Annotated in this window: 21 protein-coding genes; 4 read left to right on the top strand and 17 right to left on the bottom strand. The window is 61.2% G+C overall.

Features of this window, described 5'->3' with window-relative positions; translation table 11 throughout:
• Positions 1-3: 3 nt before the first annotated feature.
• The 4 genes from CGA22_RS11555 to CGA22_RS11570 form a co-directional block, all read right to left on the bottom strand.
• Complete coding sequence (locus CGA22_RS11555) at positions 4-918, bottom strand: ABC transporter permease subunit (RefSeq protein ID WP_041023530.1); 915 nt, start codon at positions 916-918, stop codon at positions 4-6.
• 171 nt (positions 919-1,089) lie between these two features.
• Positions 1,090-2,226 carry a branched-chain amino acid ABC transporter substrate-binding protein gene (locus CGA22_RS11560; RefSeq protein ID WP_041023529.1) on the bottom strand — a complete coding sequence of 379 codons (1,137 nt, stop codon included), beginning with the start codon at positions 2,224-2,226 and terminating at the stop codon, positions 1,090-1,092.
• A gap of 365 nt (positions 2,227-2,591) precedes the next feature.
• Positions 2,592-3,875, bottom strand: coding sequence for an NAD(P)/FAD-dependent oxidoreductase (locus tag CGA22_RS11565; protein WP_041023528.1), 1,284 nt, complete (start codon positions 3,873-3,875; stop codon positions 2,592-2,594).
• Between the two features lie 169 nt (positions 3,876-4,044).
• Positions 4,045-5,535 (bottom strand): aldehyde dehydrogenase family protein, encoded by a 1,491-nt coding sequence (locus tag CGA22_RS11570; RefSeq protein WP_041023527.1) that lies wholly within the window; start codon positions 5,533-5,535, stop codon positions 4,045-4,047.
• Positions 5,536-5,713: 178 nt separating this feature from the next.
• Between CGA22_RS11570 and CGA22_RS11575 the strand changes: the two genes are divergently transcribed.
• The 3 genes from CGA22_RS11575 to nadE all read left to right on the top strand — a co-directional run bounded on the left by CGA22_RS11575 (position 5,714) and on the right by nadE (position 8,848).
• Positions 5,714-6,616 carry a LysR family transcriptional regulator gene (locus CGA22_RS11575; protein WP_041023526.1) on the top strand — a complete coding sequence of 301 codons (903 nt, stop codon included), beginning with the start codon at positions 5,714-5,716 and terminating at the stop codon, positions 6,614-6,616.
• A 173-nt stretch (positions 6,617-6,789) separates the two neighbouring features.
• On the top strand, positions 6,790-8,016 hold the full coding sequence (gene pncB, locus CGA22_RS11580; protein WP_041023525.1) for a nicotinate phosphoribosyltransferase: 1,227 nt from the start codon (positions 6,790-6,792) through the stop codon (positions 8,014-8,016).
• Positions 8,017-8,020: 4 nt separating this feature from the next.
• Positions 8,021-8,848: an ammonia-dependent NAD(+) synthetase gene (nadE, locus tag CGA22_RS11585; RefSeq protein WP_041023524.1), complete on the top strand. Its 828-nt coding sequence runs from the start codon at positions 8,021-8,023 to the stop codon at positions 8,846-8,848.
• A 176-nt stretch (positions 8,849-9,024) separates the two neighbouring features.
• Here the strand turns inward: nadE and azu are convergent, their stop codons facing one another.
• A complete protein-coding gene (gene azu, locus CGA22_RS11590; RefSeq protein WP_041023533.1) occupies positions 9,025-9,471 on the bottom strand; it encodes an azurin in 447 nt (148 codons plus the stop codon).
• Positions 9,472-9,822: 351 nt separating this feature from the next.
• Between azu and CGA22_RS11595 the strand changes: the two genes are divergently transcribed.
• Positions 9,823-10,410: a TIGR00730 family Rossman fold protein gene (locus tag CGA22_RS11595; protein ID WP_041023523.1), complete on the top strand. Its 588-nt coding sequence runs from the start codon at positions 9,823-9,825 to the stop codon at positions 10,408-10,410.
• 26 nt (positions 10,411-10,436) lie between these two features.
• Here the strand turns inward: CGA22_RS11595 and CGA22_RS11600 are convergent, their stop codons facing one another.
• The 12 genes from CGA22_RS11600 to rpsF form a co-directional block, all read right to left on the bottom strand.
• A complete protein-coding gene (locus CGA22_RS11600) occupies positions 10,437-10,814 on the bottom strand; it encodes an NUDIX hydrolase (protein WP_041023522.1) in 378 nt (125 codons plus the stop codon).
• Positions 10,815-11,028: 214 nt separating this feature from the next.
• The gene (locus CGA22_RS11605; RefSeq protein ID WP_041023521.1) at positions 11,029-11,919 is read right to left on the bottom strand and encodes a transglutaminase N-terminal domain-containing protein; all 891 of its coding nucleotides are present in this window, start codon (positions 11,917-11,919) and stop codon (positions 11,029-11,031) included.
• The gene (locus CGA22_RS11610) at positions 11,919-14,405 is read right to left on the bottom strand and encodes a circularly permuted type 2 ATP-grasp protein (protein WP_041023520.1); all 2,487 of its coding nucleotides are present in this window, start codon (positions 14,403-14,405) and stop codon (positions 11,919-11,921) included. Before CGA22_RS11610 ends, CGA22_RS11605 begins: the two co-directional genes overlap by 1 nt.
• Before the next feature lie 289 nt (positions 14,406-14,694).
• The gene (locus CGA22_RS11615; protein WP_188258590.1) at positions 14,695-17,997 is read right to left on the bottom strand and encodes a DUF2126 domain-containing protein; all 3,303 of its coding nucleotides are present in this window, start codon (positions 17,995-17,997) and stop codon (positions 14,695-14,697) included.
• A gap of 176 nt (positions 17,998-18,173) precedes the next feature.
• Complete coding sequence (locus CGA22_RS11620; RefSeq protein WP_041024066.1) at positions 18,174-18,635, bottom strand: membrane protein; 462 nt, start codon at positions 18,633-18,635, stop codon at positions 18,174-18,176.
• Positions 18,632-19,552 carry a hypothetical protein gene (locus CGA22_RS11625; RefSeq protein ID WP_041024065.1) on the bottom strand — a complete coding sequence of 307 codons (921 nt, stop codon included), beginning with the start codon at positions 19,550-19,552 and terminating at the stop codon, positions 18,632-18,634. The genes CGA22_RS11620 and CGA22_RS11625 overlap by 4 nt, the downstream gene beginning before the upstream one ends.
• Before the next feature lie 139 nt (positions 19,553-19,691).
• The gene (locus tag CGA22_RS11630; protein ID WP_041024064.1) at positions 19,692-22,007 is read right to left on the bottom strand and encodes a YgiQ family radical SAM protein; all 2,316 of its coding nucleotides are present in this window, start codon (positions 22,005-22,007) and stop codon (positions 19,692-19,694) included.
• 200 nt (positions 22,008-22,207) lie between these two features.
• Complete coding sequence (dnaB, locus tag CGA22_RS11635) at positions 22,208-23,605, bottom strand: replicative DNA helicase (RefSeq protein WP_041024063.1); 1,398 nt, start codon at positions 23,603-23,605, stop codon at positions 22,208-22,210.
• A gap of 136 nt (positions 23,606-23,741) precedes the next feature.
• A complete protein-coding gene (gene rplI, locus CGA22_RS11640) occupies positions 23,742-24,188 on the bottom strand; it encodes a 50S ribosomal protein L9 (RefSeq protein ID WP_003186385.1) in 447 nt (148 codons plus the stop codon).
• A gap of 18 nt (positions 24,189-24,206) precedes the next feature.
• Entirely contained in the window at positions 24,207-25,100 is an 894-nt protein-coding gene (locus tag CGA22_RS11645) for a hypothetical protein (protein ID WP_041024062.1), read from the bottom strand.
• A 36-nt stretch (positions 25,101-25,136) separates the two neighbouring features.
• Positions 25,137-25,367 carry a 30S ribosomal protein S18 gene (gene rpsR, locus CGA22_RS11650; protein ID WP_002551829.1) on the bottom strand — a complete coding sequence of 77 codons (231 nt, stop codon included), beginning with the start codon at positions 25,365-25,367 and terminating at the stop codon, positions 25,137-25,139.
• Positions 25,368-25,395: 28 nt separating this feature from the next.
• Positions 25,396-25,824 carry a 30S ribosomal protein S6 gene (rpsF, locus tag CGA22_RS11655; protein ID WP_003186395.1) on the bottom strand — a complete coding sequence of 143 codons (429 nt, stop codon included), beginning with the start codon at positions 25,822-25,824 and terminating at the stop codon, positions 25,396-25,398.
• Positions 25,825-25,986: the final 162 nt, after the last annotated feature.

The raw sequence follows: 25,986 nt of genomic DNA on the forward strand, positions 1-25,986 counted from the left end.
TACTTATACCTTCGCCACGAGTGGGCGACCCAACAGGCCTTGGGGACGGAAAATCAGGATCATCACCAACAGGGAGAAACTGAATACGTCTTTGTAGTCGGAGTTGATCAGACCGGAGAACAGCGACTCGGAGATTCCGAGGATGATCCCGCCGAGCATCGCCCCAGGCAGGGAACCGATGCCACCGAGGACCGCCGCGGTGAACGCCTTGATGCCGATGATGAAGCCGGCATAGAAGTCGAACGTGCCGTAGTTCATGGTGATCAGCACACCGGCCAGGGCCGCCATGGCCGCCCCGATGATGAACACGTAGGAAATCACCCGGTCGGTGTTGATCCCCAGGATCGAGGCCATCTTGCGGTCTTGCTGGGTGGCACGACACATGCGTCCCAGCTTGGTGTACTTGATGATGTAGGTCAGCAAGGCCATCCCGGCGAATGCGGCGATCAGGATGAAGATCTTGGTGTAGGTGAGCTGGACGAAGCCGGTGCCGATATCGACGCGCATGGCGCCTTCAAGCAGTGTCGGCACACCCTGTTGGCGGGCGCCCTGGCTGATCTGCGCATAGTTCTGCAGGATCAGCGAAATGCCGATGGCACTGATCAGCGGTGCCAGGCGGGTGGAGTTGCGCAGCGGTTTATAGGCGACGCGTTCGATGACCCAGCCGTATACCCCGGTGACCACGACCGTGAACACGAGGGTGCCGAGGATCATAAGCGGAAAGGATTCAATACCGAAGTAAGCCAGCAGAGCCAGACTGATTGCCGCGAGGTACGCGGAAATCATGTAAACCTCGCCGTGGGCGAAGTTGATCATGCCGATGATGCCGTAGACCATTGTGTAGCCGATGGCGATCAGACCATAGACCGACCCGAGGGTCAGGCCGTTGATCAGTTGCTGCAGGAAAATACCATCCATAACGCAATCTCACGCATTTGAAAGACTGCACGCACACCGCAGCGACGGACCGGGGTTCAGCCGCCGAGGCTACACGGAGGGCGCACAGCTTTCGGGAGAAAAAGGCAGGTACTGCATGGACGCGAGGAACTGCCCGGCACCCAGGGGCGCCAGGCAGATCAACCGCTCATGTCACTTCTGTTTTTCCAACTGATGGTATTTGCCGTCCTTGTCCCACTGGTAGACCACGTAGTCGGAGATCTTCAGGTCGCCCTTCTTGTCCCATTCCTTCTTGCCCATCACGGTCTGGACCGGGTTGCTCTTGAGCCACTCGGCCGCGGCGTCGGTCTTGCTCGACTTGGCACCGTTGAAAGCGGCCGCCAGGGTCTGGACGGAAGCGTAGGCATACAGGGTGTAGCCTTCCGGCTCGGTACCCTTGGCACGGAATGCGTCTACCACGGACTTGCTGTCCGGCAGCAGGCGTGGGTCGGCACCGAAGGTCATGTACACGCCATCGACGTATTGCGCGCCGCCGGCGGTGGTCACCAGTTCGTCGGTCACGATGCCGTCGTCGGACATGAATTTCACGTCCTTGAGGCCTTGCTCACGCAGTTGGCGAACCAGCGGGCCGGCTTCCGGGTGCAGGCCACCGAAGTAGACCACGTCGGCACCAGCGGCACGGATCTTGGTGACCACGGCGCTGAAGTCTTTCTCGCCACGGGTCAGGCCTTCGTACAGCACCGGGGTCACGCCACGCTTGGTCAGTTGCGCCTTGGTGGCATCCGCCAGGCCCTGGCCATAGGTGTCCTTGTCATGCAGCACCACGACTTTCTTGCCCTTGAGCACGTCGACAATGTAGTCGCCGGCGACAATGCCCTGCTGGTCGTCACGACCGCACATGCGGAACATTGCGTTCAGGCCACGCTCGGTGACAGCCGGGTTGGTGGAACCTGGGGTGATGGCCATGATATCGGCGTCACCATAGACCTCGGAGGCCGGGATGGTCGACGAGGAGCAGAAGTGACCGACCACGGCATTTACCTTGTCCTGGTCGACAAAACGGTTGGCCACGGCCACGGCCTGCTTCGGCTCGCAGGCGTCGTCACCTTTCACCAGCACGATCTTCTCGCCGTTCACGCCGCCCTTGGCGTTGATTTCGTCCGCTGCCGCCTGCGCCCCTTTCATGTACTGCTCGCCAAACGCTGCGTTGGCGCCGGTCATGGGACCCGCTACACCGATCTTGAAGTCAGCATGGGCAAACGCGGAAACACCCATCGCTGCGGTAACGGCGAGGGCCAGAAAGCCTTTCTTGTAAAACGTCTGGGACATGAGGTGGTGCTCCAAGGTTTTTTTTAGTTGGCACTGCGACTTCACTGAAAAGCTCAGAGCAAGGGCCGTGCCATCGGTTTTTTATTCTGAAAAAAGTCGCTGCTTTATTGTTATTTCGACTGTTTCGGGCCCTTTTTCACAGGGCGTGCAACCGTCTAAATCGCACGAGGTGCAACCTTTTGCCTAGCCGAGTACAACCCTCCTTGAGCCATCATTGCAACCATCGCCCGAAAGTACGTGCAACCAGTCTGTAACAACCTGCGTCACCGAACTGCACACTGTCGGTGCACAACTGCTACAACCCGCACCATTACAGGCTAGACGTTACGCCAGAAAACGTCGGTTTCGGCAACACTTTTCAACACTCAAATGACGATCCGCAAGCACTGGCCCGCGTGATACAGCGAAAAACCCGCCTCATACAGGCAACTGCGCACCCCCGCCCCGGTCACCGGTTGCATCGGCGCAAAGGGAATCGGTAACGCTTTCGCGTCGCCATGGCACAGGTAATCGGCAAAGGCCTTGCCCACCACCGTACCGGTGGTCACGCCCCGCCCGTTGTAGCCTGTGACCGCCACCAAACCGGGCGCCGGCTCGAACAGGCGCATCAGATGGTCGGGGGTGAAGGCGATGCAGCCGGTCCAGGTGGACTCCCACTCCACCGACTTGAGGTAGGGGAAGTAGTGCTGCTGCACCCGGTCCGCCCAGGCCTTGAGGAACCAGGTGGGCTTGCGGTTGCCATTGCCCAGGCTGCCCAGCAACAGACGACCGTCCTTGTCGCGGCGAATGCTGCTCAATACCTGACGGGTGTCCCACGACCCCTGGCCGCCCGGCAAGATGCGTTGTGCCGCCTCGTCGGTCAACGGGACGGAAGCCACCTGGTAGTAATAGCCGGGGAAGAAGTTGCGCCGCAGTTCAGTCCATTCGCCTTCGGTGTAGGCATTGGAGGCGATTACCACTTGCTCGGCCAGTACCGAACCCTGGGCCGTCTGTACCGACCAGCGCTGGCCCTGGCGTTCCAGGCGGGTCACGGGAGAGTGGTCAAACAATTGGCCGCCCAGGTCCGTCGCCGCCTTGGCCAATCCGCTGACGTAGGCCATCGGATTGAGCGTACCGGCGCGTCGATCCAGCAAGGCCGCGGCGATTTTCGACGTGCCTGTGGCGTCGACACAGGCCTGGCCGGTGAGCAGTTCCACCGGCGCGCCACGGCGCTTCCATTGTTCTTCACGACTGCGCAGGTCCGCCTCGCCCCGGGCGTTATGGGCCATGTGCAGCGTGCCTTCGCGGCGCAACTGGCAATCGATGTTGTACTTGTCGACAAGGCTGAACACCAACGCCGGAGCTGCACCCAGCATGCGGTTGAGCTGGCTGCCGACAGCTTCGCCGAAGCCGGCCTCGATCTCGTCCGGCGGAATCCACAGGCCCGCGTTCACCAGCCCGACATTGCGCCCCGAACCGCCGTGTCCGGTCCGTTGAGCCTCCAGCACCGCGACACGCTTGCCTTGTTCCAGCAAATGCACCGCCGCCGACAACCCGGTGAAGCCTGCGCCAATCACGCAGACGTCTACCGTGACCGCCCCCGTGAGCGCAGTGTTTTCAGGCCTTTGCGGCGTCAGTTTTTCCCATAGACATTCTTCGCGTAACGGCATTGCCAGACTCCGGAAATGAAACCCAACCATCACACCTTTCAAGGGTGGGAGCGAGTCTGCTCGCGATGGCGACGCTCATTCAACACTGATGTCGATTGATCGACCGCCATCGCGAGCAGGCTCGCTCCCACAGGGATCTTCATGGAAGGAAGATCCCCTTCACTCAACCTCAGTCGAACGTAATCCCCTGGGCCAACGGCAACTCCAGCGAGTAGTTGACGGTGTTGGTCTGGCGACGCATGTACGCGCGCCACGAGTCGGAGCCGGATTCGCGACCACCGCCGGTTTCTTTCTCACCGCCGAAAGCACCGCCGATTTCAGCGCCGCTCGGGCCGATGTTGACGTTGGCGATGCCGCAATCGCTGCCCACGGCGGACATGAACTGCTCGGCTTCACGCACGTCAGTGGTGAAGATGCAGGACGACAGGCCCTGGGGCACGGCGTTGTTCAGGTGCAGGGCCTCGGCGAAGTCCTTGTAGCCGATCACATACAGGATCGGTGCGAAGGTTTCGTGGCGGACCACGTCGCTTTGCTCCGGCATCTCGACGATGGCCGGCGACACGTAATAGGCATTCGGGAACTGGTCTTCGAGCTGGCGCTTGCCGCCGAATACGCGGCCCCCTTCGCTCAAGGCCTGCTCCAGGGCGTCCTGCATGTTGTCGAAGCTGTGCTTGTCAATCAGCGGCCCGACCAAGTTGCCTTCCAGCGGATGACCGATGCGCACTTTCGAATAGGCGGCCTTGAGACGGGTGACGATTTCTTCTTTCACCGACTCATGGGCGATCAGGCGGCGCAGGGTGGTGCAACGCTGACCGGCGGTACCGACGGCGCTGAACAGAATGGCGCGCACGGCCATGTCCAGGTCGGCACTCGGCGCCAGGATCATCGCATTGTTGCCACCCAGTTCAAGGATGCTGCGGGCAAAACGCGCGGCGACTTTCGGCGCCACTTCCCGGCCCATGCGGGTGCTGCCGGTGGCGCTGATCAACGCCACGCGCGGGTCATCCACCAATGCTGCACCGGCATCGCGACCGCCGATGATCACTTGGCACAGATACTCGGGCGCATCGCCGAAGCTCTTCAGTGCCCGCTCGAACAGCGCCTGGCACGCCAGGGCGGTGAGCGGGGTCTTTTCCGAAGGCTTCCAGATCACCGAATCGCCGCACACCAGGGCCAGTGTGGTGTTCCAGGCCCAGACCGCGACAGGGAAGTTGAACGCGCTGATCACCCCGACCACGCCCAGCGGATGCCAGGATTCACGCATGTGGTGGCCCGGACGCTCGGAGGCGATGGTCAGGCCATACAATTGACGGGACAGGCCGACGGCGAAATCGCAGATGTCGATCATTTCCTGCACTTCACCCAGGCCTTCCTGGGTAATCTTGCCGGCTTCCCACGACACCAGCTCGCCGAGATCGGCCTTGTATTCACGCAGCAGGTCGCCAAACTGGCGCACCAGCTCGCCGCGACGTGGGGCTGGCACCTGGCGCCACAGATCGAAGGCATGTTGAGCGCGGCTGACCTGCTGCTCGACTTCGGCCGCGCCTTCCCAGTTCACCGCGCCGATGCGACTGCCGTCGATGGGCGAATGCACCGGCTGTGTGCCGTTCTGGTACAGGGCCGGGGCGACCCCCAGGCGATCAAGCAATGCAGCAACCATGGTTAATTCCTCAAGCGAAAGACAAAAAAACGGCAGCCGGACGATCACGGCTGATCAGGACTGTAGTTGTAGCTGGCCCGAGTCTTGCCAACAAACGACCTTTAAGCGAGATATCATTCCGTTTATTCATGCTGCCCCATGAACGGATACATCGAGCCACCGCAAATAGGCCTCACCGATGCTCAATAAACGCTACTTACCGTCGATTACGGCGCTGCAATGTTTCGAAGCGGTGACCCGTCACCTGAGCTTCACCCGTGCCGCCGAAGAATTGCACCTGACCCAGAGTGCCGTCAGCAAGCAGGTCGCGCAGCTCGAGGAGCTCTTGCAGCACCTGCTGTTCCGCCGCGTGCGCCGGCGCTTGCAACTGACACCGGCCGGCGACTTGTACCTGGGCGAAGTGCGGAAAATTCTCACCCAGGTCGAAATGTCTACCCACTACCTGCGCTCCTACGGTGGCGACACCGAAGTCCTGCGAGTCTCCACGCCCCCGACCTTCGGTGCACGCTGGCTGGTGCCGCGCCTCAAAGGCTGGCGCCTGCGGCATCCGAAGATCCACCTGGACCTGTGCAGCGAGCAGGAGCCCGACGACTTGCTGCAGGGGCGCAGCGACATGGCTTTCTATTTCGGCCAGGGCTCACGACCTGGCACCGAATCCCTGGAGCTGTTCGGCGAAGAACTGGTGCCGGTCTGCGCGCCGGGCTGCCTGCCGGATACCCCCTTCACCAACCCGACGCAACTGGCCGACCTGGTGCTGTTGCAGAACGCGTCACGCCCCCAGGCCTGGCATGACTGGTTCGCCGACCAGGGGCATCACACCGAACACAGCTATCACGGGCCGCGCTTCGAAACGTTCTACATGTGCATCCGCGCCGCCCAGGTCGGTTGCGGCGTCGCCCTGCTGCCGCGCTTTCTGGTGGAGGAAGAACTGGCAGACGGCAAACTGGTCATCCCGTGGCAGCACGCCATGCCCAGCACCAACGCCTATTACATGGCTTATCCCGAGCATTCGGCAGAGGTGCCCAAGGTCAGGTACTTTGTGGAGTGGATGTTGGAGCAGATGGCTGATGCGAAAAAATAACCACCCACACACCCTGGCCACAGAAGAGTCCTCTTACCACAGATAAATCTCCTGCCATCAGGAACGCTGCAACCAAAAAACACTGGCAATCACCCCAAGGGTTATGCGCCACTAGCACCACAAACCGCTGTCCGACGCTGCCCGCTGCAGCGAACTGTCTGGAGATACCCGTCATGAGCGAGAGTGTATTTGCCGATCGCATCGTGCAGAACCTGCTCGACACCGACTTCTACAAGTTGACGATGATGCAGGCGGTCCTGCACAACTACCCCAACGTCGAAGTCGAATGGGAGTTTCGTTGCCGCAACAGCGAGGACCTGCGTCCCTATCTGGCGGAGATCCGCTTCCAGATCGAACGCCTGGCCGAGCTCAACCTGAGCGCCGATCAGCTGGGTTTCCTGGAGCGCATCAGCTTCCTGAAGCCGGATTTCCTGCGTTTCCTGGGCCTGTTTCGTTTCAATCTGCGCTACGTGTACACCGGCATCGAAAATGGCGAGTTGTTCATCCGCCTGCGCGGGCCGTGGTTGCATGTGATCCTCTTCGAAGTGCCGCTGCTGGCCATCGTCAGCGAAGTGCGCAATCGCTATCGCTACCGCGAGGTCATCCTGGAGCAAGCACGGGAGCAGTTGTATCGCAAGTTCGACTGGCTGAGCGCCAACGCCAGCACCGAGGAATTGTCAGAGCTGCAAGTGGCGGACTTCGGTACCCGTCGCCGGTTTTCCTACCGCACCCAGGAAGAAGTGGTGAACGTGCTCAAGCACGATTTCCCCGGGCGCTTCGTCGGCACCAGCAACGTGCACCTGTCCCGGGAGCTGGACATGAAACCTCTGGGCACCATGGCCCATGAGTGGATCATGGCCCACCAGCAACTGGGCCCGCGGCTGATCGACAGCCAGATCGCCGCCCTCGATTGCTGGGTGCGCGAGTACCGGGGCCTGCTGGGGATCGCGCTGACCGACTGCATCACCATGGACGCCTTCCTGACGGACTTCGATCTGTTCTTCGCCAAGCTGTTCGACGGCCTTCGCCATGATTCGGGTGACCCGGTGGCCTGGGCGGAGAAAGCCATCGCCCACTACCACAAGCTGGGGATCGACCCGATGAGCAAGACCCTGGTGTTCTCCGACAGTCTGACCCTGCCCAAATGCCTGGAGATTTTCCGTGCATTGCGTGGTCGCATCAATGTCAGCTTCGGTATTGGCACCAACCTGACCTGCGACATCCCGGGCGTCGAGCCCATGAGTATCGTGCTTAAAATGATCAGCTGTGACGGGCAACCCGTGGCCAAGATTTCAGACGAGCCCGGCAAGACCCACTGCAAGGATCCGAATTTCGTCGCCTACATGCGACACGTTTTCCAAGTACCTGCCACCCTTTCTGGCATATCAAGCAAGGAGTGAATTCATGCAAGCCGTACAGCGTGAGATTGCTGAACAGCTCAAGGTCCAGCCACCGTTCGCCGATGACGCCGCCCTCAAGGCCGAAATCGCGCGCCGGGTCAGCTTTATCCAGGACTGCCTCGTCAACTCCGGGCTCAAGAGCCTGGTGTTGGGGATCAGCGGCGGGGTCGATTCGTTGACAGCCGGCCTGCTGGCCCAGCGCGCCATGCGCGAGTTGCGGGAAAAAACCGGTAACCCGGCTTACAAGTTCATCGCCGTGCGCCTACCGTACGAAACCCAGTTCGATGAGCACGAAGCACAAGCCTGCGTGGACTTCATCGAGCCGGATGAACGCCACACCGTCAACATCGGCCCGGCGGTCAAGGCCCTGGCCAAGGAAGTCCTGGCATTCGAAGGCAAGACGCCGGGCGCGCGGGATTTCGTGCTGGGTAACTCCAAGGCGCGGATGCGCATGGTGGCGCAGTACGCCATCGCCGGTGCCGAGCAAGGCCTGGTGGTCGGCACCGATCATGCGGCTGAAGCCGTGATGGGTTTCTTCACCAAGTTCGGTGACGGCGCCTGTGACCTGGCGCCCCTGAGCGGCCTGGTGAAGAATCAGGTCCGGGCCATCGCCCGTGACTTCGGAGCGCCGGAATCGCTGGTGGAAAAAGTCCCCACCGCCGATCTCGAGGACCTGTCCCCGGGGAAACCCGACGAGGCCGCCCACGGCGTGACCTATGGGGAAATCGATGCCTTTTTGCACGGCCAGACCATTCGCGAAGAAGCGGCCCGGATCATCTGCGAGACTTATCGCAAGACCGAGCACAAGCGGGTGTTGCCGTACGCTCCATAGCCGATCCGAAAAGCCTGTGGGAGCAAAGCTTGCTCGCGATTGCGGTAAGTCAGTCGGCAACAATGTTGACTGATCTGTCGCTATCGCGAGCAAGCTTTGCTCCCACAGGGTTGTACCGTTTGATCCTTAACTGACTGGCATTACCCTGCATGGGGCGCTTTTTTATGCCTGAAGAATTACTTCAGGGTCACGGTGCCTTTCATCATCGAGATGTGGCCCGGGAACGAGCAGAAGAAGCCATACTTCTCAGCGGCATCTAGCTTCGACACGTCAAAGGTCACCGAATCTTTCTCATTGGCACCGATGATCTTGGTGTGGGCGATGACACGAGTGTCCCCTTTCTTCAGGTAGTTATCGTCGATACCGGCGCCCAGGCCATCGGTCGCGATCGGCTGCATGTCGGCTTCTTTGCTCAAGACCCAGTTATGGCCCATGACATTTTTTGCCAAGTTGCCCGAATGGGTCAGCTCAACGGTGAAGGTCTTGCAGCTCTTGTCGATCTCGATGGCCTTGGTACTGAAGGACATCTGATCAGTCGAGTCGATGGTGATCTTGCACTCCGCTGCCATCAGTTGGCTGCTGGCCAGTGTCAACAGGGATACTGCTACAAGTTTGGCAAACATCATAAATCTCCAAGGCATGGTTAGAAAATTCCTTCAAAGGGGAAGACTGCCTCAATTTCAGACAAGTTCCTATGACCTGAATCAAAAATTGTATACAACTTAAGGCTATCAGCCTGATGGATACAATCAACCGGCCAGACGCACGACGTCCGCCTATGATCAGCCCCATCAACCCAATGGAGGCCTGTCATGAACTTCAACAGCCTGTTATGCAGCCTGCTCGCCGCCTATGCCTGCGGCGCCAGTGGCACCTACGAAAAACCTGCGCGCGAGGCTTGATGCCCTTGCGTACTTTGCACAGGACAGCGGCCAGGCTTTACTCTGCTGCGATTACCGACTCAGGAGTAAAGCATGTCCATCGCGTCTGTTTGTGTATTCTGCGGCGCCAGCACCGGCTCCAATCCCGCCTACCGTGAAGCGGCGCAAGCCCTGGGGCGAGCATTGGCCGAACGCAAGCTCACCCTGGTCTATGGCGGCGGCGCCGTCGGCCTGATGGGCATCGTTGCCGACGCGGCCCTGGCGGCCGGGGGCGAGGTCATCGGCATCATTCCGCAAAGCCTGAAGGACAAGGAAATCGGCCACGGTGGCCTGACCCGCCTGGAAGTGGTGGACGGTATGCACGCCCGCAAAGCGCGCATGGCCGAACTCAGCGACGCCTTCATCGCCCTGCCCGGTGGCCTCGGCACCCTGGAGGAACTGTTCGAAGTCTGGACCTGGGGCCAGCTCGGCTACCACGGCAAACCGTTGGGCCTGTTGGAAGTGAATGGTTTCTACAACAAACTCACCGGGTTCCTCGACCATATCGTCGACGAAGGTTTCGTCCGCGCAGCCCATCGCGACATGCTGCAAGTGAGCGAGTCAGCACATGACCTGCTCGATGCGCTGGATGAATGGCAACCCTCGGTACAGCCGAAATGGGCCGAGCAGAAAGCCCTCTGAGAACCGGCGCGAGGGCTCTTTGGCCCTCACCCTTGCAAGGCTTTGGCAATCGAGGCGCGGTAACCTTCAGGCAGGTTGGCCGGTAACTGGTCCGGCTTGAAGAGCCCGATCTCCTTGTGCTCATGGCTGACCGTCGGCACGAAGCCGCCCACCAATTGGCAGCGGTAAGTGGAGATGAACACGTGCCTGCCGGGGATGACTTCGAACAGATAGGAATCCAGCGACTCCCCTACGCTCACCTCCACCGCGAGTTCCTCGATGATTTCCCGGGCCAGGCATTGCGGCGCCGTTTCACCCAATTCGATTCGCCCGCCGGGCAACTCCCACTCATCCCGCTCGTTGAGCATGAGCACGACCAGGCCATCGGGGGATTGCAGCACGCCTTTGATGGAAACCGGAAACATATCGCCCTCCAATAAATCACAGCGCCTATGAACCATGCGGCCCCCATGGAAGCACGCAGTTCCTGTGGGAGCAAAGCTTGCTCGCGATGGGCCTCGCGGTTTTCAGTTCAGCCGCTACATCCCGATCGCGGGCAAGCCATGCTCCCACAGAGCAAGCCATGCTCCCACAGGACAAGCCATGCTCCTGCAGCCTTCTCTCAGACCAAGCCCTGCATCACTCCAGCGGCATCACCGTCACTCGCACTTCGGGATCGTGGTTACCGCCCCCCAGGATCACCCCGCGCAACGGCGACACGTCGGAGAAATCCCGGCCCCAGGCCAGGGTGATATGTTCCAGGGCGGGCTGTACGTTGTTGGTCGGATCGAAATCTACCCAGCCCAGCGTCGGGCAAAACACCGAGATCCAGGCGTGGGACGCATCGGCGCCAATCAGCCGGGGCTGGCCGGGCGGTGGCTGAGTCAGCAGGTAGCCGCTGACGTAACGCGCCGCCAGCCCCCGGGAGCGCACGCAGGCCAGCATCAGGTGGGCAAAGTCCTGGCATACGCCGCGCCGTCGCTCCAGCACCTCCACCAGCGGCGTCGCCACCTGGGTTGCTTCGGCATCGAACGTGAACTCGTCGAAAATCTTCTCCATCAAGGCCCGGATGCAAAGCATCAACGGGCGGCCGGGCGGAAAACAGTTTTCGGAAAACTCGACGAAGCTGCGCTTGAGGTGCACGTAAGGTGACTCGAAACGGTAGCGACACGCGTCCAGCAACGCCTCGGACAACGGCCGGCTGCTGTAGGTCAGCGCCTGGCAGGTCGACTCCCAGGCCGGCGACAGGTTGAAGTCCAGCTCGGGACGGGCCAGCACCTCGATACTCAAGCGGGCGTTGACCAGCAACTCGTCATGGGGCCGTTCGAAAGCCAGGCGGGTCAGTGGATTACCGAAGACATCCAGTTCATCCCGACGGGTCGTCGGCTCAGGGCTGATCAATAACTGCCGATCGGTGCACCGCTGCCAATCACAGGGTCGTGGCCACAGGTGGGCAAGCTGCTGGGCCAGGGACACCGGGCTGTCGTAGTGGTAATGGGTGTCGTGAAGAATCTGGTAGCGGGCGCTCATCATACGGACACCGTGCGTTGGCTGACGTCATCGACGTGGGCAAAATGACGCAAGGCCAGGCGATCCGACACCTGGCCGCTGATGTCCGCCACTTCCTGCAACAGGTCGGCCAGGCCATCGAGCGCTGCGCGCAGGCTGGCTTCGCCGAACAGCGGATTCTCCAGGCACCGCAGGTCAAAGCGCGACAGGCGCGTCACCAACTCCGGCAACGCGGTTTCCCTGGGTGCGCCAAAGTCATCGTTCAGGCGCTTGAGGGTACGGGTCACCAGTTTCAACTGGAAGAGCACCGCATGGGGGTTCTGCTCGTCCAGCAGCAACAGGTCGAGCACCGGGATCAGCTGGGCGACCGCCAGGTAACGCAAGCGGTAGGTGATGCTGCTGTTGCCCAGTTCCAGCAGCCACTCCAACCCGGCCTGATCGAACACCGCCTCGCCCCGCAGGAATGCGGCCAGACTGCTGCTGAGAAATTGCAGGCGCTCCAGGCGCCGGCCGATCATCAGGAAGCGCCAGCCCTCGTCACGGGTCATGTCGTCCAGAGCGAAGCCGGAAAGCGCCGCCAGGGACATCACCAGCCGATTGAGGAAATCCAGCAGTTCGCCGAAATCCGCTTCGTCGGTTTCCAGCTCCAGAGCCTCGCGCTGCAACTCCACCAACGCCTGCCAGTTCTCCCGGGACAACTTGCCACGCACCTGCGAGGCCGCCCACTGCAGGCGCTGCAGGTTGGAGCGCAGGCTGAACGACCAATCGTCGCCCAGCAACGCCGCCAGCAGGCGCTCGGGCAGCTCGCCCTCTTCGGGCAGCAGCATCAGGCTTTCCCCCAGGGAGACCGCCGATTGCAGGGCCTGCGGATCATCGCCATCGACATAACGCGCCAGCATGATCCGCAGCAGGCGCGCGCTGTCATCGCAGCGTTCGCAATAACGGCCGAACCAGAACAGGTTTTCCACCACCCGGGATGGCAGGTACGGATCCCGCCGGACCAGGTCGTGAACGCCCACGGTACGCTGGGCCTTCCATTGTTCACTGCCAGGTGCCTGCTCTCCCAGCACCCAGGTGTCCTTACTGGCGCCGCCACGCTGCATCGACACCACTTCGGCATCGGCCTCGGCCGCCACGCGGGTCAAGCCGCCCGGCAGCACCCGATAATCGTCCTCACCGGACACCGCATACACGCGCATGCCAATGGCCCGCGGCTGCAACTGGCCATCCTCGGCCTGCCAGATCGGGGCCTGGGACAATTGCGCCAGTTCCTGGGCCACATAGGCGTAGGGCCGCGCCTGGATCCGCGCCGCCAGGCGGTCGCGCTGCTCCTCACTCAGGTCACGACCGAACACCGGCTTGAAGCTCTGGGAAGGGAACGCCGGCTTGATCAACAGTTGAGGCAGCTTTTCCAGGGCCTGGGCCAACACCGGCGGCTCGCCGCACCACCAGGTGGCGATGGAGGGCAGCAGCAGGTCTTCACCGAACAGGAACTGGCAGATCTTCGGCAGGAACCCCAACAGGCCCGGCGACTCCAGCACGCCGCTGCCCAAGGCGTTGGCCACCAGCACCCGACCTTGGCGCACCGCCTCCAGCAGCCCCGGCACACCCAGGGCCGAATCGGTACGCAGCTCCAGCGGATCGCAAAAATCATCGTCGAGCCGGCGCATGATCGCGTGGACCCGACGCAGCCCGCTGAGGGTCTTGAGGTAGACCGTGGCGTCGCGAACGGTCAGGTCGCTCCCTTCCACCAGCGGATAGCCAAGCTGGCGCGCCAGGTAAAGGTGTTCGAAATAGCTTTCGTTGAAGCGCCCCGGCGTCAACAGCACTACCAGGGGCGGCTCGCCCTCACTGGGGGCCTGCCGGGCAAGGGTTTCCTGCAAGGTGCGAAAGAAACCGGACAGGTGCTGGACCTTCAGATCGCGATAGAGGTCGGGGAAGGCGCGAGAGACGATCATGCGGTTCTCCAGCGCATAACCGGCCCCGGAAGGTGCCTGGGTCCGATCCGCCGTGACCCACCAACGCCCGTCGGGTGTGCGCGCCAGGTCCACGGCATACAAATGCAGGAAAATCCCGTCCGGCGGGCTGATGCCCTGGCAGGGCCAGAGGAAGTTGTTGTGCCCGAATACCAGCTCCGCCGGCAACAGGCCCTCGCTGATCAGCCGCTGCGGCCCGTAGAGGTCGGCCAGCACTGCGTTGAGCAACCGTGCGCGTTGGGCAATACCGGCCGACAGTTGCTTCCATTCCTGCGCATCGACGATGTGGGGCAGCAGGTCCAGCTCCCATGGCCGGTCGGCGCCCTTCGGATCGGCATAGACGTTATAGGTGACGCCATTTTCCTGGATCTGTCGCGCCAGCAAGGCCTGGCGCTGCATCAACTGGGCCGGCGTGCTGCGCTGCAACTGGTCGAACAGCCGCCGCCAGTGGGGACGCACCGCGCCGCTGTCGTCCAGCAGTTCGTGATAAGTGCCCGTTGTCAGCGGGTAACGGTCAAGCAGGTCAGGCATGGAAAGCTCGGCAGACGGCAGTGAAAGGTGAGACTAGCGCAAGGGCGTGATGCCCGGATAGATGCCATGGCTTGGCATGTGAACCGCTGGACCGGCGCAATACCTCTGTGGGAGGAGGTTTTCTGTGGCGAGGGGATTTATCCCCGCTCGGCTGCGCAGCAGCCCCAATCCAGGTACCGCGGTGTGGCAGGCATTAATTATGGGGGGGCTTCGCCCCAACGGGGATAAATCCCCTCGCCACAATAAATCCCCTCGCCACAGAAAATCCCTTCGCCAAAGGTATACCTCTTCAGTTTCCTTGTGTGTTCAGGGCTCCTTGAAAACGTCGCAGATCAAGCGTCAGCGGGAACTCGTCATCCACCTCCAGATTGGGTATCGGCAGTTTCCCAGGTGTGTGCCCCAGACGGAAGAAACGCGCCATCCGCCGGCTCTCGGCCTCGTTGGCATTCACCGGCAGGCTATCGTAATTGCGCCCGCCCGGGTGGGCTACGTGGTACTGGCAACCGCCTACCGAACGTTGCATCCAGGTGTCGAGCAGATCGAAGACCAGCGGCGCGTGGACCGGGATGGTTGGCTGCAGGCAACTGGCCGGCTGCCAGGCACGGAAACGCACCCCGGCAACGAACTCTCCGACCCGGCCGGTGGATTGCAGCGGTACAGGTACACCGTTGCACGTCAGCAGATACCGTTGCGGGGCCAGGCCGCTGAGCTTGACCTGCAAGCGCTCCAGGGATGAATCCACATAGCGCACGGTGCCTCCGACTGCGCCCTCTTCCCCCAGTACATGCCAGGGTTCCAGGGCCTGACGCAATTGCAACTCGATACCGCCCGCCGCGTAGTCACCCACTTTCGGGAAGCGGAACTCCAGGTGCGCGGCGAACCACTCGGCCCGCAGCGGGTAACCGGCGGTATTCAGTTCGTCGATGACATCGGCGAAGTCCTGTTCGATGAAGTGGGGCAACAGGAACCGGTCATGCAGCTCGGTGCCCCAGCGCGCCAGTTTGGCCGGTGCATAAGGTTCGCGCCAAAACCGCGCCACCAGCGCCCGCAACAGTAATTGCTGGACCAGGCTCATGCGGGCGTGCGGCGGCATCTCAAAGGCGCGCAACTCCAGCAGGCCGAGACGCCCGGTGGCGCCGTCCGGTGAATACAGCTTGTCGATACAGAATTCGGCACGGTGGGTGTTGCCGGTCACGTCGATCAGCAGGTTGCGCAATAACCGGTCGACCAGCCAGGGCGGACATTCCTCGCCGGGCTCCGGCATCTGCGCAAAAGCGATTTCCAATTCGTACAGCGCGTCGTTACGGGCTTCGTCCACCCGGGGCGCCTGGGACGTCGGGCCGATGAACAATCCGGAAAACAGGTAGGACAAGGACGGATGGTTATGCCAGTAGCTGATCAGGCTGCGCAGCAGATCGGGGCGTCGAAGGAATGGTGAGTCGGCCGGTGTTGCACCGCCGAGGACGAAATGGTTACCGCCGCCCGTACCGGTGTGCCGACCATCGATCATGAACTTTTCGGTGGTCAGCCGGGTTTGTCGTGCCTGTTCGTAGAGGAATTCGGTACGCTCGACCAATTCATCCCAGGACGCCGAAGGTTGCACGTTCACTTCAATCACCCCCGGATCGGGCGTGATACGGAAGTTGCCCAGGCGTTGATCGAACGGTGGCTCGTAGCCTTCCAACAGCACCGGGCACTGCAGTTCCTCGGCGGTGGCTTCGATGGCGCTGACCAGTTCAAGATAATCCTCGACCCGCTCCAGTGGCGGCATGAACAGATACAACCGACCTTCGCGGGCCTCGGCACAGAATGCGGTGCGGGTCAGCCAGTCGGCGGACACGTCGATTTCCGGCACCCGATCCTCTTCAATCAGCGCCTCGCCGTGACGGGCCAGCTTTTCGGCACCGGGCAGCTCAGGCAAATCCTGATTAGGGTCGGTCGGGTGGATGAACGGATACTCGGCTGCCGTTACCCAAGGCTGGGACGCCAGCGGCAAGCGATAGCCCAGGGGCGAATCCCCCGGCACCAATCGGCAGTGGTTGTCCCGCAGGTACCAGCGACCGCTCTGCCATTGATCGCCCTTGGCGGTGCGGGCCAGTGGCAGGACCTGGCCAATCACTTTATCCAGGCCCTGGCTGAAGACCTTGCGCAACCGTGCCCGCTCCAGCGCATCGTCCAGGTGCGGATCCTGGGCGCTGACATTCGAAGGCAACGCGCCTTCGCGCCAGAGGTAATAGAAGTTGTCTTCGTAGGCCGGAAACACGAAGCGCGCGGGTATGTTCAAACGCTCAGCCACGCTGGTCAGAAAACGTCCGGCCATCTCGCCATCGGCGCCGTAGTCCCGCTGCTCGTCCGCGATCAAGCTGCTGTTCTGCCAGATCGGCACGCCGTCACGCCGCCAGTAGCAGTTGAGGGACCAGCGTGGTAACTGTTCGCCGGGGTACCACTTGCCCTGGCCGAAATGCACCAGCCCCTGGGGCGCGTAGTGCTTGCGCATGCGTTGGAACAACTCGGCGGAGAGCCGGCGCTTGTCCGGGCCGAGCGCCGCGGTGTTCCACTCGGCGCCGTCCGGATCATCGATGGACACGAAGGTCGGCTCGCCGCCCATGGTCAGCCGCACATCGCCTTCCAGCAGGTAAGCGTCGATCTGTCGGCCCAATGCCTGGATCGCCCGCCATTGCTCCTCGGTGTAGGGCTTGGTCACCCGCGGCGCTTCCCAGACCCGCTCCACGGACATTTCATGGCTGAATTCGCACTCGCAAGGCTCCACCAGGCCCGTGATCGGCGCCGCCGATGAAGGATCGGGGCTGCAAGCCAGCGGGATATGCCCTTCGCCAGCAAACAGGCCGGACGTCGCATCCAGGCCGATCCAGCCGGCGCCGGGCAGGTAGACCTCGCACCAGGCATGCAGGTCGGTGAAGTCCACTTCGGTACCGGACGGACCGTCGAGGCTTTTCACATCGGCGGTCAATTGAATCAGGTAACCGGAGACGAACCGTGCGGCCAGGCCCAGGTGTCGCAACAGTTGCACCAGCAACCAGGCCGAGTCGCGGCAGGAACCGGACGCTTGCGCCAGGGTATGCTCCGGGGTCTGGACACCGGGCTCCATGCGGATCAAATAGCTGATGTCATCGTGCAGGCGCTGGTTGAGCGCCACCAGGAAATCCACCGCCGGCAGCGGCGTGCGGTCGATGCCATCCAGGTACGCCTTGAATTTCGGCGTCAGCGGCAACGTCTCCAGGTACGGCATCAGCTCGTGTCTCTCATCGGCCCCGTAGGTGAATGGAATCTTTTCGGCGTAGGGTTCGAGGAAAAAATCGAACGGATTGAACACCGCCATTTCCGCCAGCAGATCGACCTCGATCCGCAATTCTTTGGTTTTCTCGGGGAATACCAGGCGCGCCAGGTAATTGCCTTGGGGATCCTGCTGCCAGTTGATGAAGTGCTGCTCAGGCGAAACCTTCAACGCATAGGAAAGAATCCGCGTACGGCTGTGGGGCGCGGGGCGCAGGCGCACGATCTGCGGGCCGAGTTCAACGGCCCGGTCGTAACGGTAATGCGTGACGTGATGCAATGCGACATGGATCGACACGGCGTGCCTCCTGCAAACCTGGGCGGAATAGAAAGCGGCGCAAGACTTATGCCATGCAGGCTGGCCGGACACTTTCTTCGTCTACTCAAGGCAGTAGAGCACTAAAACCGAACGATGCCCGACTTCCCGTGCACAGAAGTGCACATAAATGTGGCGGGGGATCGTAGCGAATCGACTCAGCGGCGCGAGCGTGAGGTCTTTATCGCTTGGGAGAGGCGTTCACGCTGATGGCGAATTTCGACCAGTTTGCTGCGCATTTCGCGGTGCCGTTTGCTGTTGAGCAACAGCAAGCCTAATAGCGGAAACAACACAGCCAGCCCATAAAGCACTTGATGAGGGGCGAAGTAAATCATCGGCAGCACAAACGCCAGGCAGGCAACAAACACCCCCACCAGCAGCCACACCCAGCGCGGTCGTCCCCACAGGACCATCAGGTTACCGTGGGCCACCAGCAGGGTGACCACAGCACCAGCCAGCATGATGTAGATGCCGCTGTCCTTCAGAGGCCATGATCGGAAATAGGTGACGAACGCCAGCGCAAGAGCCAAGGCAACGGAAAGGTAAGCGGTGAAGATGGCCGCGATGAAGCCAAGGAAGTGCCGCTGGAAGAACACCCGGAGCGTCAGTTCCTTGTTCATTCATCGAACTCTTCGTACAGACCAATGGCGATGGTTTTGACATTGCCTGACAACGCACTTCCGGTCAGTCCGATGGCAGCTCCGAGGGAGTCCTTGATCTGGGTGATGGTGCCGTGCCTGAGCTCCGCGGTCGTATAGCGCTTGGGCAAGGACCCAGCAAGTTGCTTCAGCTTGAGCATCTTTGACGTCAGGCGCGGGTCGTTGATGCTCAATAGCTCCTTGGTCAACTTGGCTCGTTCCTGCCTGTTCAATCCCCTCAGGACTTCCCGCATGGTCTTGCCCGTCGAAGCCTTGGCGACCCTCACCAACTTGATCGTCGTCAATGCCGAAGCACCCACGCCCACCAGCGACGCCGCATCCAGACCTATCGAGACGTTCTGGTACCAACCTTCGCTGTCCAGCCAGTCGTTCACTTCGGGTTTGGCGACTTCAAGCGTGGTACGAGCAAGGCCGTTGACGCATTGCAGACTGCTGGCCCCCGCCGCCGTCCAGGCAATGGCGACCATGACACCGCTGGCACCGGCACTGAAGGGTATCAACAGGGTCCCGCTGGCGATCACCGACCAACTGATCAACGCACCCGCACAAGACAGAGTAGTGTTCACCGCTTCCATAACCAGGCGCGATTCGCGGGGGTTGCTCTGCACCTGCTGGGCGAATTGCTCCGGTGTTATGTACTTCTGCGCCTCGCGCAGGATGATCCGCTTGGGCTTGATGCTGCAGATCGGCTTGAATTCCCGCAGGGTCACCACGTTGAACTCCGCATCGATATACACCACGCCAGCGCCAACGATGCCAGGGTCGGCGTCAATGGCGGCGAACAGCCTTGGCAGGTTGATCTGGCTTTCGATGCGTTGGCGGGCCATGAACTGGGAAAGGCTGTTGTCCATGCCGATGCCGGGTAACGGGGTGCTCATGGGGTCGTCCTTGGGGTCTATAAGACAAGGGTTGGCAGCACTGAACTGTGGCGGGCGCCACGATAGCAAAGGAGTAGCACTGCCGCTAGAAAGCAAAACGCCAGCACTTAGGCTGGCGTTTGCGACAGGGCTTGGGCGATCAGCGTGGCACGACCGGTTTGCGCGCCGGCTTCGGCCCTTTGCCCTTGGCGGCGTCCTTGCGCTCCTTGGCCGCCTGCTGGTTGCGGGCGAACGCGGCGGCCTTGGCCTGTTCGCGCTTGTCCCACGAGTTGCCGCCGTCGCTGGCACGTGGCGGCAGACCGGTGTGCTGGGTCAGAATCCGGGTGGTGTCCTTGCCCACCTTGTGGCTGCCGGCCGGCGTCGAGTTCTTGCGACGGGCACTCTGGTAGCTGTCGGTAGCCGGCTGGTGCAGCGGAATCAACTGGTGCTTGCCCGGCCCGATCAGGTCGGCACGGCCCATGCGGGTCAACGCTTCACGCAGCATCGGCCAGCCCTTGGGGTCGTGATAGCGCAGGAAAGCCTTGTGCAGGCGGCGCTGCTCTTCGCTCTTGACGATGGTCACCCCATCGCTCTTGTAGGTGACCTTGCGCAGCGGGTTCTTGCCCGAATGGTACATGGCCGTGGCGGTGGCCATCGGCGACGGATAGAACGCCTGCACCTGATCAGCCCGGAAACCGTTGCCCTTGAGCCACAGCGCCAGGTTCATCATGTCTTCGTCGGTGGTGCCCGGGTGTGCGGCGATGAAGTATGGAATCAGGTACTGCTCTTTCCCGGCCTCCTTGGTGTACTTCTCGAACATCCGCTTGAACCGGTCATAGGAGCCGATACCCGGCTTCATCATCTGGTTGAGCGGACCTTCCTCGGTGTGCTCCGGGGCAATCTTCAGATAACCGCCGACGTGGTGGGTCACCAGCTCCTTGACGTACTCCGGCGACTCGACGGCCAGGTCGTAACGCAGGCCGGAGGCGATCAGGATCTTCTTCACCCCAGGCAACGCTCGGGCGCTGCGGTACAGCTGGATCAGCGAGGAATGGTCGGTGTTCAGGTTCGGACAGATACCGGGGAACACGCAGGACGGCTTGCGGCACGCGGATTCGATCTCCGGGCTCTTGCAGGCGATGCGGTACATGTTCGCGGTCGGGCCGCCAAGGTCGGAAATCACCCCGGTGAAGCCCGGGACCTTGTCGCGGATCTCTTCGATCTCGCGAATGATCGACTCTTCTGAACGGTTCTGGATGATCCGGCCTTCGTGCTCGGTGATCGAGCAGAACGTACAGCCGCCGAAGCAGCCGCGCATGATGTTCACCGAGAAACGGATCATCTCGTAAGCCGGAATCTTTTCCTTGCCATACGCCGGGTGCGGAACGCGTGCGTAAGGCATGCCAAACACGTAGTCCATTTCCTCAGTAGTCATCGGAATGGGCGGCGGGTTGAACCAGACATCGACCTCACCGTGCTTCTGCACCAGGGCCCGGGCGTTGCCTGGGTTGGTTTCCAGGTGAAGCACGCGGTTGGCGTGGGCATAGAGCACCGCGTCGTTACGGACCTTTTCCACCGAGGGCAGGCGGATCACGGTCTTGTCGCGGGTCATTTTCGGGCTCGCCAGGATCTGCACGACCTTGGCTTCGCTCGGGTCTTCAACTGCACTTGAAACAGTCGCCCCTTTTTCCTGCTCGATGGCGCAGGCTTGAGTGTCCTGGGTGTTTACATACGGGTTGATGATCTTGTCGATCTTGCCCGGACGGTCGATGCGGGTGGAGTCCACCTCGTACCAGCCTTGCGGCGTGTCGCGACGGATGAACGCGGTGCCGCGTACATCCGTGATGTCTTCGATCTTGTGGCCGTAGGACAGGCGCTGGGCGACTTCGACAATTGCCCGCTCGGCGTTGCCATAGAGCAGGATGTCGGCGCTGGCATCGATCAGGATCGAGTTGCGCACCCGGTCCTGCCAGTAATCGTAATGGGCGATGCGACGCAGGGACGCCTCGATGCCGCCGAGCACGATGGGCACGTGCTTGTAAGCTTCCTTGCAGCGTTGGCTGTAGACCAGGCTCGCACGGTCCGGCCGCTTGCCCGCCAGGCCGCCCGGCGTGTAAGCGTCATCGGAACGGATTTTCTTGTCGGCGGTGTAGCGGTTGATCATCGAGTCCATGTTGCCGGCCGCGACGCCGAAGAACAGGTTCGGCTCGCCGAGCTTCATGAAGTCGTCTTTGGACTGCCAGTTCGGCTGGGCAATGATCCCGACGCGAAAGCCCTGGGCCTCCAGCAGCCGGCCGATAATGGCCATGCCGAACGATGGGTGATCGACATAGGCATCACCGGTCACGATGATGATGTCGCACGAATCCCAGCCGAGCTGATCCATCTCCTCCCTGCTCATGGGCAGGAACGGCGCCGGGCCGAAACATTCGGCCCAGTACTTGGGATAGTCAAATAACGGCTTGGCTGCTTGCATGTCGATGACCGGTATAAAAGATGAAAAATCGCGGGGGCGGAATATAGCACAAAAAATAGCCAATTCCGACGGCTATGGTCGGAAATCGGCGGCGGCGCATCGTCGGATCGCCGCCCGGAGCAGACTCGCTCCCACAGGGGGAATGCATTCCAGCGTGGGAGCGAGCCTGCTCGCGATGGGGGCCTGTCAAACGCTACAAATCATTCGTCATCATCGAAGTTATAGCTGCCCGGCGCCAGGTTCTCGAACCGCGTGTACTTACCAATGAACGCCAGGCGGATAAAGCCGATGGGGCCGTTCCGCTGCTTGCCGATGATGATTTCGGCAATGCCCTTGTGCTCCGTCTCGGGGTGATACACCTCGTCGCGGTACACGAACATGATGACGTCGGCGTCCTGTTCGATCGCTCCGGATTCCCGCAAGTCGGAGTTCACCGGACGCTTGTTGGGACGTTGTTCCAGGGACCGGTTCAGCTGGGACAAGGCCACGACCGGGCAGTTGAATTCCTTGGCCAGGGCCTTGAGGGAACGGGAGATCTCGGAAATCTCGTTGGTCCGGTTGTCACCACTGGAACCCGGGATCTGCATCAGCTGCAGGTAGTCGATCATGATCAGCGCGACATCACCGTGCTCCCGCACCAGGCGGCGGGTCCGGGCGCGCATTTCCGAGGGGCTGATGCCGGCGGTGTCATCGATGAACAGTTTGCGGTCGTTGAGCAGGTTGACCGCCGAGGTCAGGCGCGGCCAGTCGTCGTCTTCCAGTTGGCCGGAACGGACCTTGGTCTGGTCGATACGCCCCAGGGACGACAGCATACGCATGATCAGCGATTCGCCTGGCATCTCGAGGGAATACACCAGGACCGCCTTGTCGCTGCGCAGCACGGCGTTTTCCACCAGGTTCATCGCAAAGGTGGTCTTGCCCATGGAAGGACGGCCGGCAACGATGATCAGGTCGGCCGGTTGCAGGCCGCTGGTCTTTTCGTCGAGGTCGGTGTAGCCGGTCGACAAACCGGTGATGGCATTGTCGGTGTTGAACAGGGTGTCGATACGGTCGATGGCCTTGGTCAGCAACTCGTTGACCCCCACCGGACCGCCGGTCTTCGGCCGGGCTTCGGCGATCTGGAAGATCTGCCGTTCGGCTTCGTCGAGGATCTCTTCGGCGGTGCGGCCTTCCGGATTGAAGGCACTGTCGGCGATTTCGTTGCTGATACCGATCAACTGACGCAACGTCGCCCGCTGGCGGACAATTTGCGCATAGGCCTTGATGTTGGCGACGGACGGCGTGTTTTTCGCCAGCTCGCCCAAGTAACCAAGGCCGCCGACCTGGGAGGTCTGGCCTTCCTTGTCCAATTGCTCGGACAGGGTGACCACGTCGATCGGCATGTTCTGATCGGCCAGCTTGGCGATCGCACGGAAGATCAGGCGGTGGTCATGTCGGTAGAAATCGCCGTCGGAGACTTGATCGAGCACGCGTTCCCAGGCGTTGTTGTCCAGCATCAGACCACCAAGCACGGCCTGTTCGGCCTCGATGGAATGCGGCGGCACCTTCAGGGCGGCGGTTTGCAGATCGTATTGCTCGGGAGCGGTGATTTCGTTCATGGCCACTTGATTCTTTGGGAAACCCAGGGGGTTATGAAAATCAGGAATTGCAGAAAGACAAAGGGCACGACCTGTAAACAGGATCGTGCCCGATGTTACCGGCTAGCCCCCGAGGGTGCCAGCCGACAGCTATTGCTTAGGCTGCTACCACGACAACGCGTACGGTGGCTTCAACTTCGGCGTGCAGGTGCACGGCTACGTCGAATTCGCCTACGTTGCGGATGGTGCCGTTCGGCAGACGAACTTCGCTCTTCGCAACTTCAACGCCGGAGGCGGTCAGTGCGTCAGCGATGTCGTGAGTACCGATCGAACCGAACAGCTTGCCTTCGTCGCCAGCGGTGGCAGTGATGGTCACTTCCAGCTCGGCCAGTTGGGCAGCACGGCTTTCAGCCGATGCCTTACGGTCTGCGGCGGCTTTTTCCAGCTCGGCGCGACGCTCTTCGAACGCAGCCAGGTTGGCAGCGGTCGCAGCGGTAGCCTTGCCGAAAGGCAGCAGGTAGTTACGGCCGTAACCGGCCTTAACGTTTACTTTGTCGCCCAGGTTGCCCAGGTTGGCGATTTTTTCCAGAAGGATCAGTTGCATGTGAAAATCCTCTAACTTTTAACCTTCACCGTTCGCGCTGTCGGCGTCTTTCGGCGCCATACGACCGCGAAAATCAATCAGGCTGTCGACGATGGCCAGGACCACCAGCAACGGATAGATCAGCTGCATGAACAGCAACAACGTGACGTACAACCCCACCAGCCAGAACCTGGCCAGTCGCTTTTGCGCCACCAGCCCGTGAATCAGGGCCAGGGCGGCGAAGACCAGCGGTACGCTGCACAACGGCGTGAGCATGGCCATCTGCGGACCGAAGTTCGGTCCCAGAAGCATGCCCGCCAGCAGCAACATCGCCAGCCCAAGCGGGAAACGGATGGCACGAAATTCGCGACCAAAACCACCCGGGTTGTACAACAACGCCTGCCAGTAGCGCCCGACAATCAGGCTCAGCACACTGACGATCTGCAACAACGCCGCAATCAGGCCGGTCAGGACCGGTGCGATCAGGGACACGAAACGCGCCTGCTCCTCTGCCGACATCTGCCGGTAGAGATCACCGAGGGCCTCGGGCAGGATTTTTACCAAAGCCTGCGACAGCATCTCGATCTGGGGCGCGAAAGCCACCCCGAGCACCACTGAAAACACCACCCCTATCGCTATGCTGACCAGCAGCACGCGGTTCCAGGATTCGCTGGCGCGCAACACCAACGCCAGCGCCGAAGACCCCATAAGCACCATCAGTGCCCGCGGGTCCGCGGCATACAACCACCAGAGCAAAGCCGGTAGCAGTCCCAGAGCAAGAACGCCCGAGGCGTCCCTCAATCCGCGCCGCAGGAGCACAAGGCTCCCGGCGGCAGCACCCAACCAATACAACAACGGCAATGCCGCACATCCGGCCACTACCAGAGTGGCCTGCATACGGCCGCGCATGATGAACTCAGCTATGGCGCGCATGCATTCAATCCTTTGCTACTTGTCGACTGCCCGGTCTCAGCGGCCGTGGCTGTCGGTGTAGGCCAGCAGGGCCAGGAAGCGGGCGCGCTTGATAGCGGTGGCCAGCTGACGCTGATAACGAGCTTTGGTACCGGTGATGCGGCTTGGAACGATTTTGCCGGTCTCGGATACGTAGGCTTTCAGAGTGTTGAGATCTTTGTAATCGATCTCTTTCACGTCTTCAGCGGTGAAGCGGCAGAATTTACGACGACGGAAGAAACGTGCCATGTGATTGGCTCCTTAAAAGGTCCGTGGATTACTCGTCAGCGTTATCGCTGTTGTCGCTGTCGCTATCGCTGTCATCGCCATCGGCGCTGTCAGAGTGCTCAGGACGGTCGCGACGCTCACGGCGCTCACTGCGGTTTTCTTCAGCCTTGAGCATCTCGGATTGGCCGGTGACGGCTTCTTCGCGACGGATGACCAGGTTACGGATCACTGCATCGTTGTAGCGGAAGTTGTCTTCCAGCTCGGCCAGGGCCTTGCCGGTGCACTCAACGTTCAGCATCACGTAGTGAGCCTTGTGAACATTGTTGATTGCGTAGGCCAGTTGACGACGGCCCCAGTCTTCCAGGCGGTGGATTTTGCCGCCGTCTTCTTCGATCAGCTTGGTGTAACGCTCAACCATGCCGCCGACTTGCTCGCTTTGATCCGGGTGGACCAAAAAGATGATTTCGTAATGACGCATGAATGCTCCTTACGGGTTGTAGCCTGCCGCTTAAAAACGGTCAGACAAGGAGTGAATGACACTTATGGACTTGTGGACGCTAGACACATAAGTGCCTGCCATCACAGCAAGGGGCGCAATTGTAGAGAAGGGTCGAGGCAGGTGCAAGGCAATTGGTGATTA

The organism is Pseudomonas sp. PSB18, from assembly GCF_014596565.1.
Classification (GTDB): domain Bacteria; phylum Pseudomonadota; class Gammaproteobacteria; order Pseudomonadales; family Pseudomonadaceae; genus Aquipseudomonas.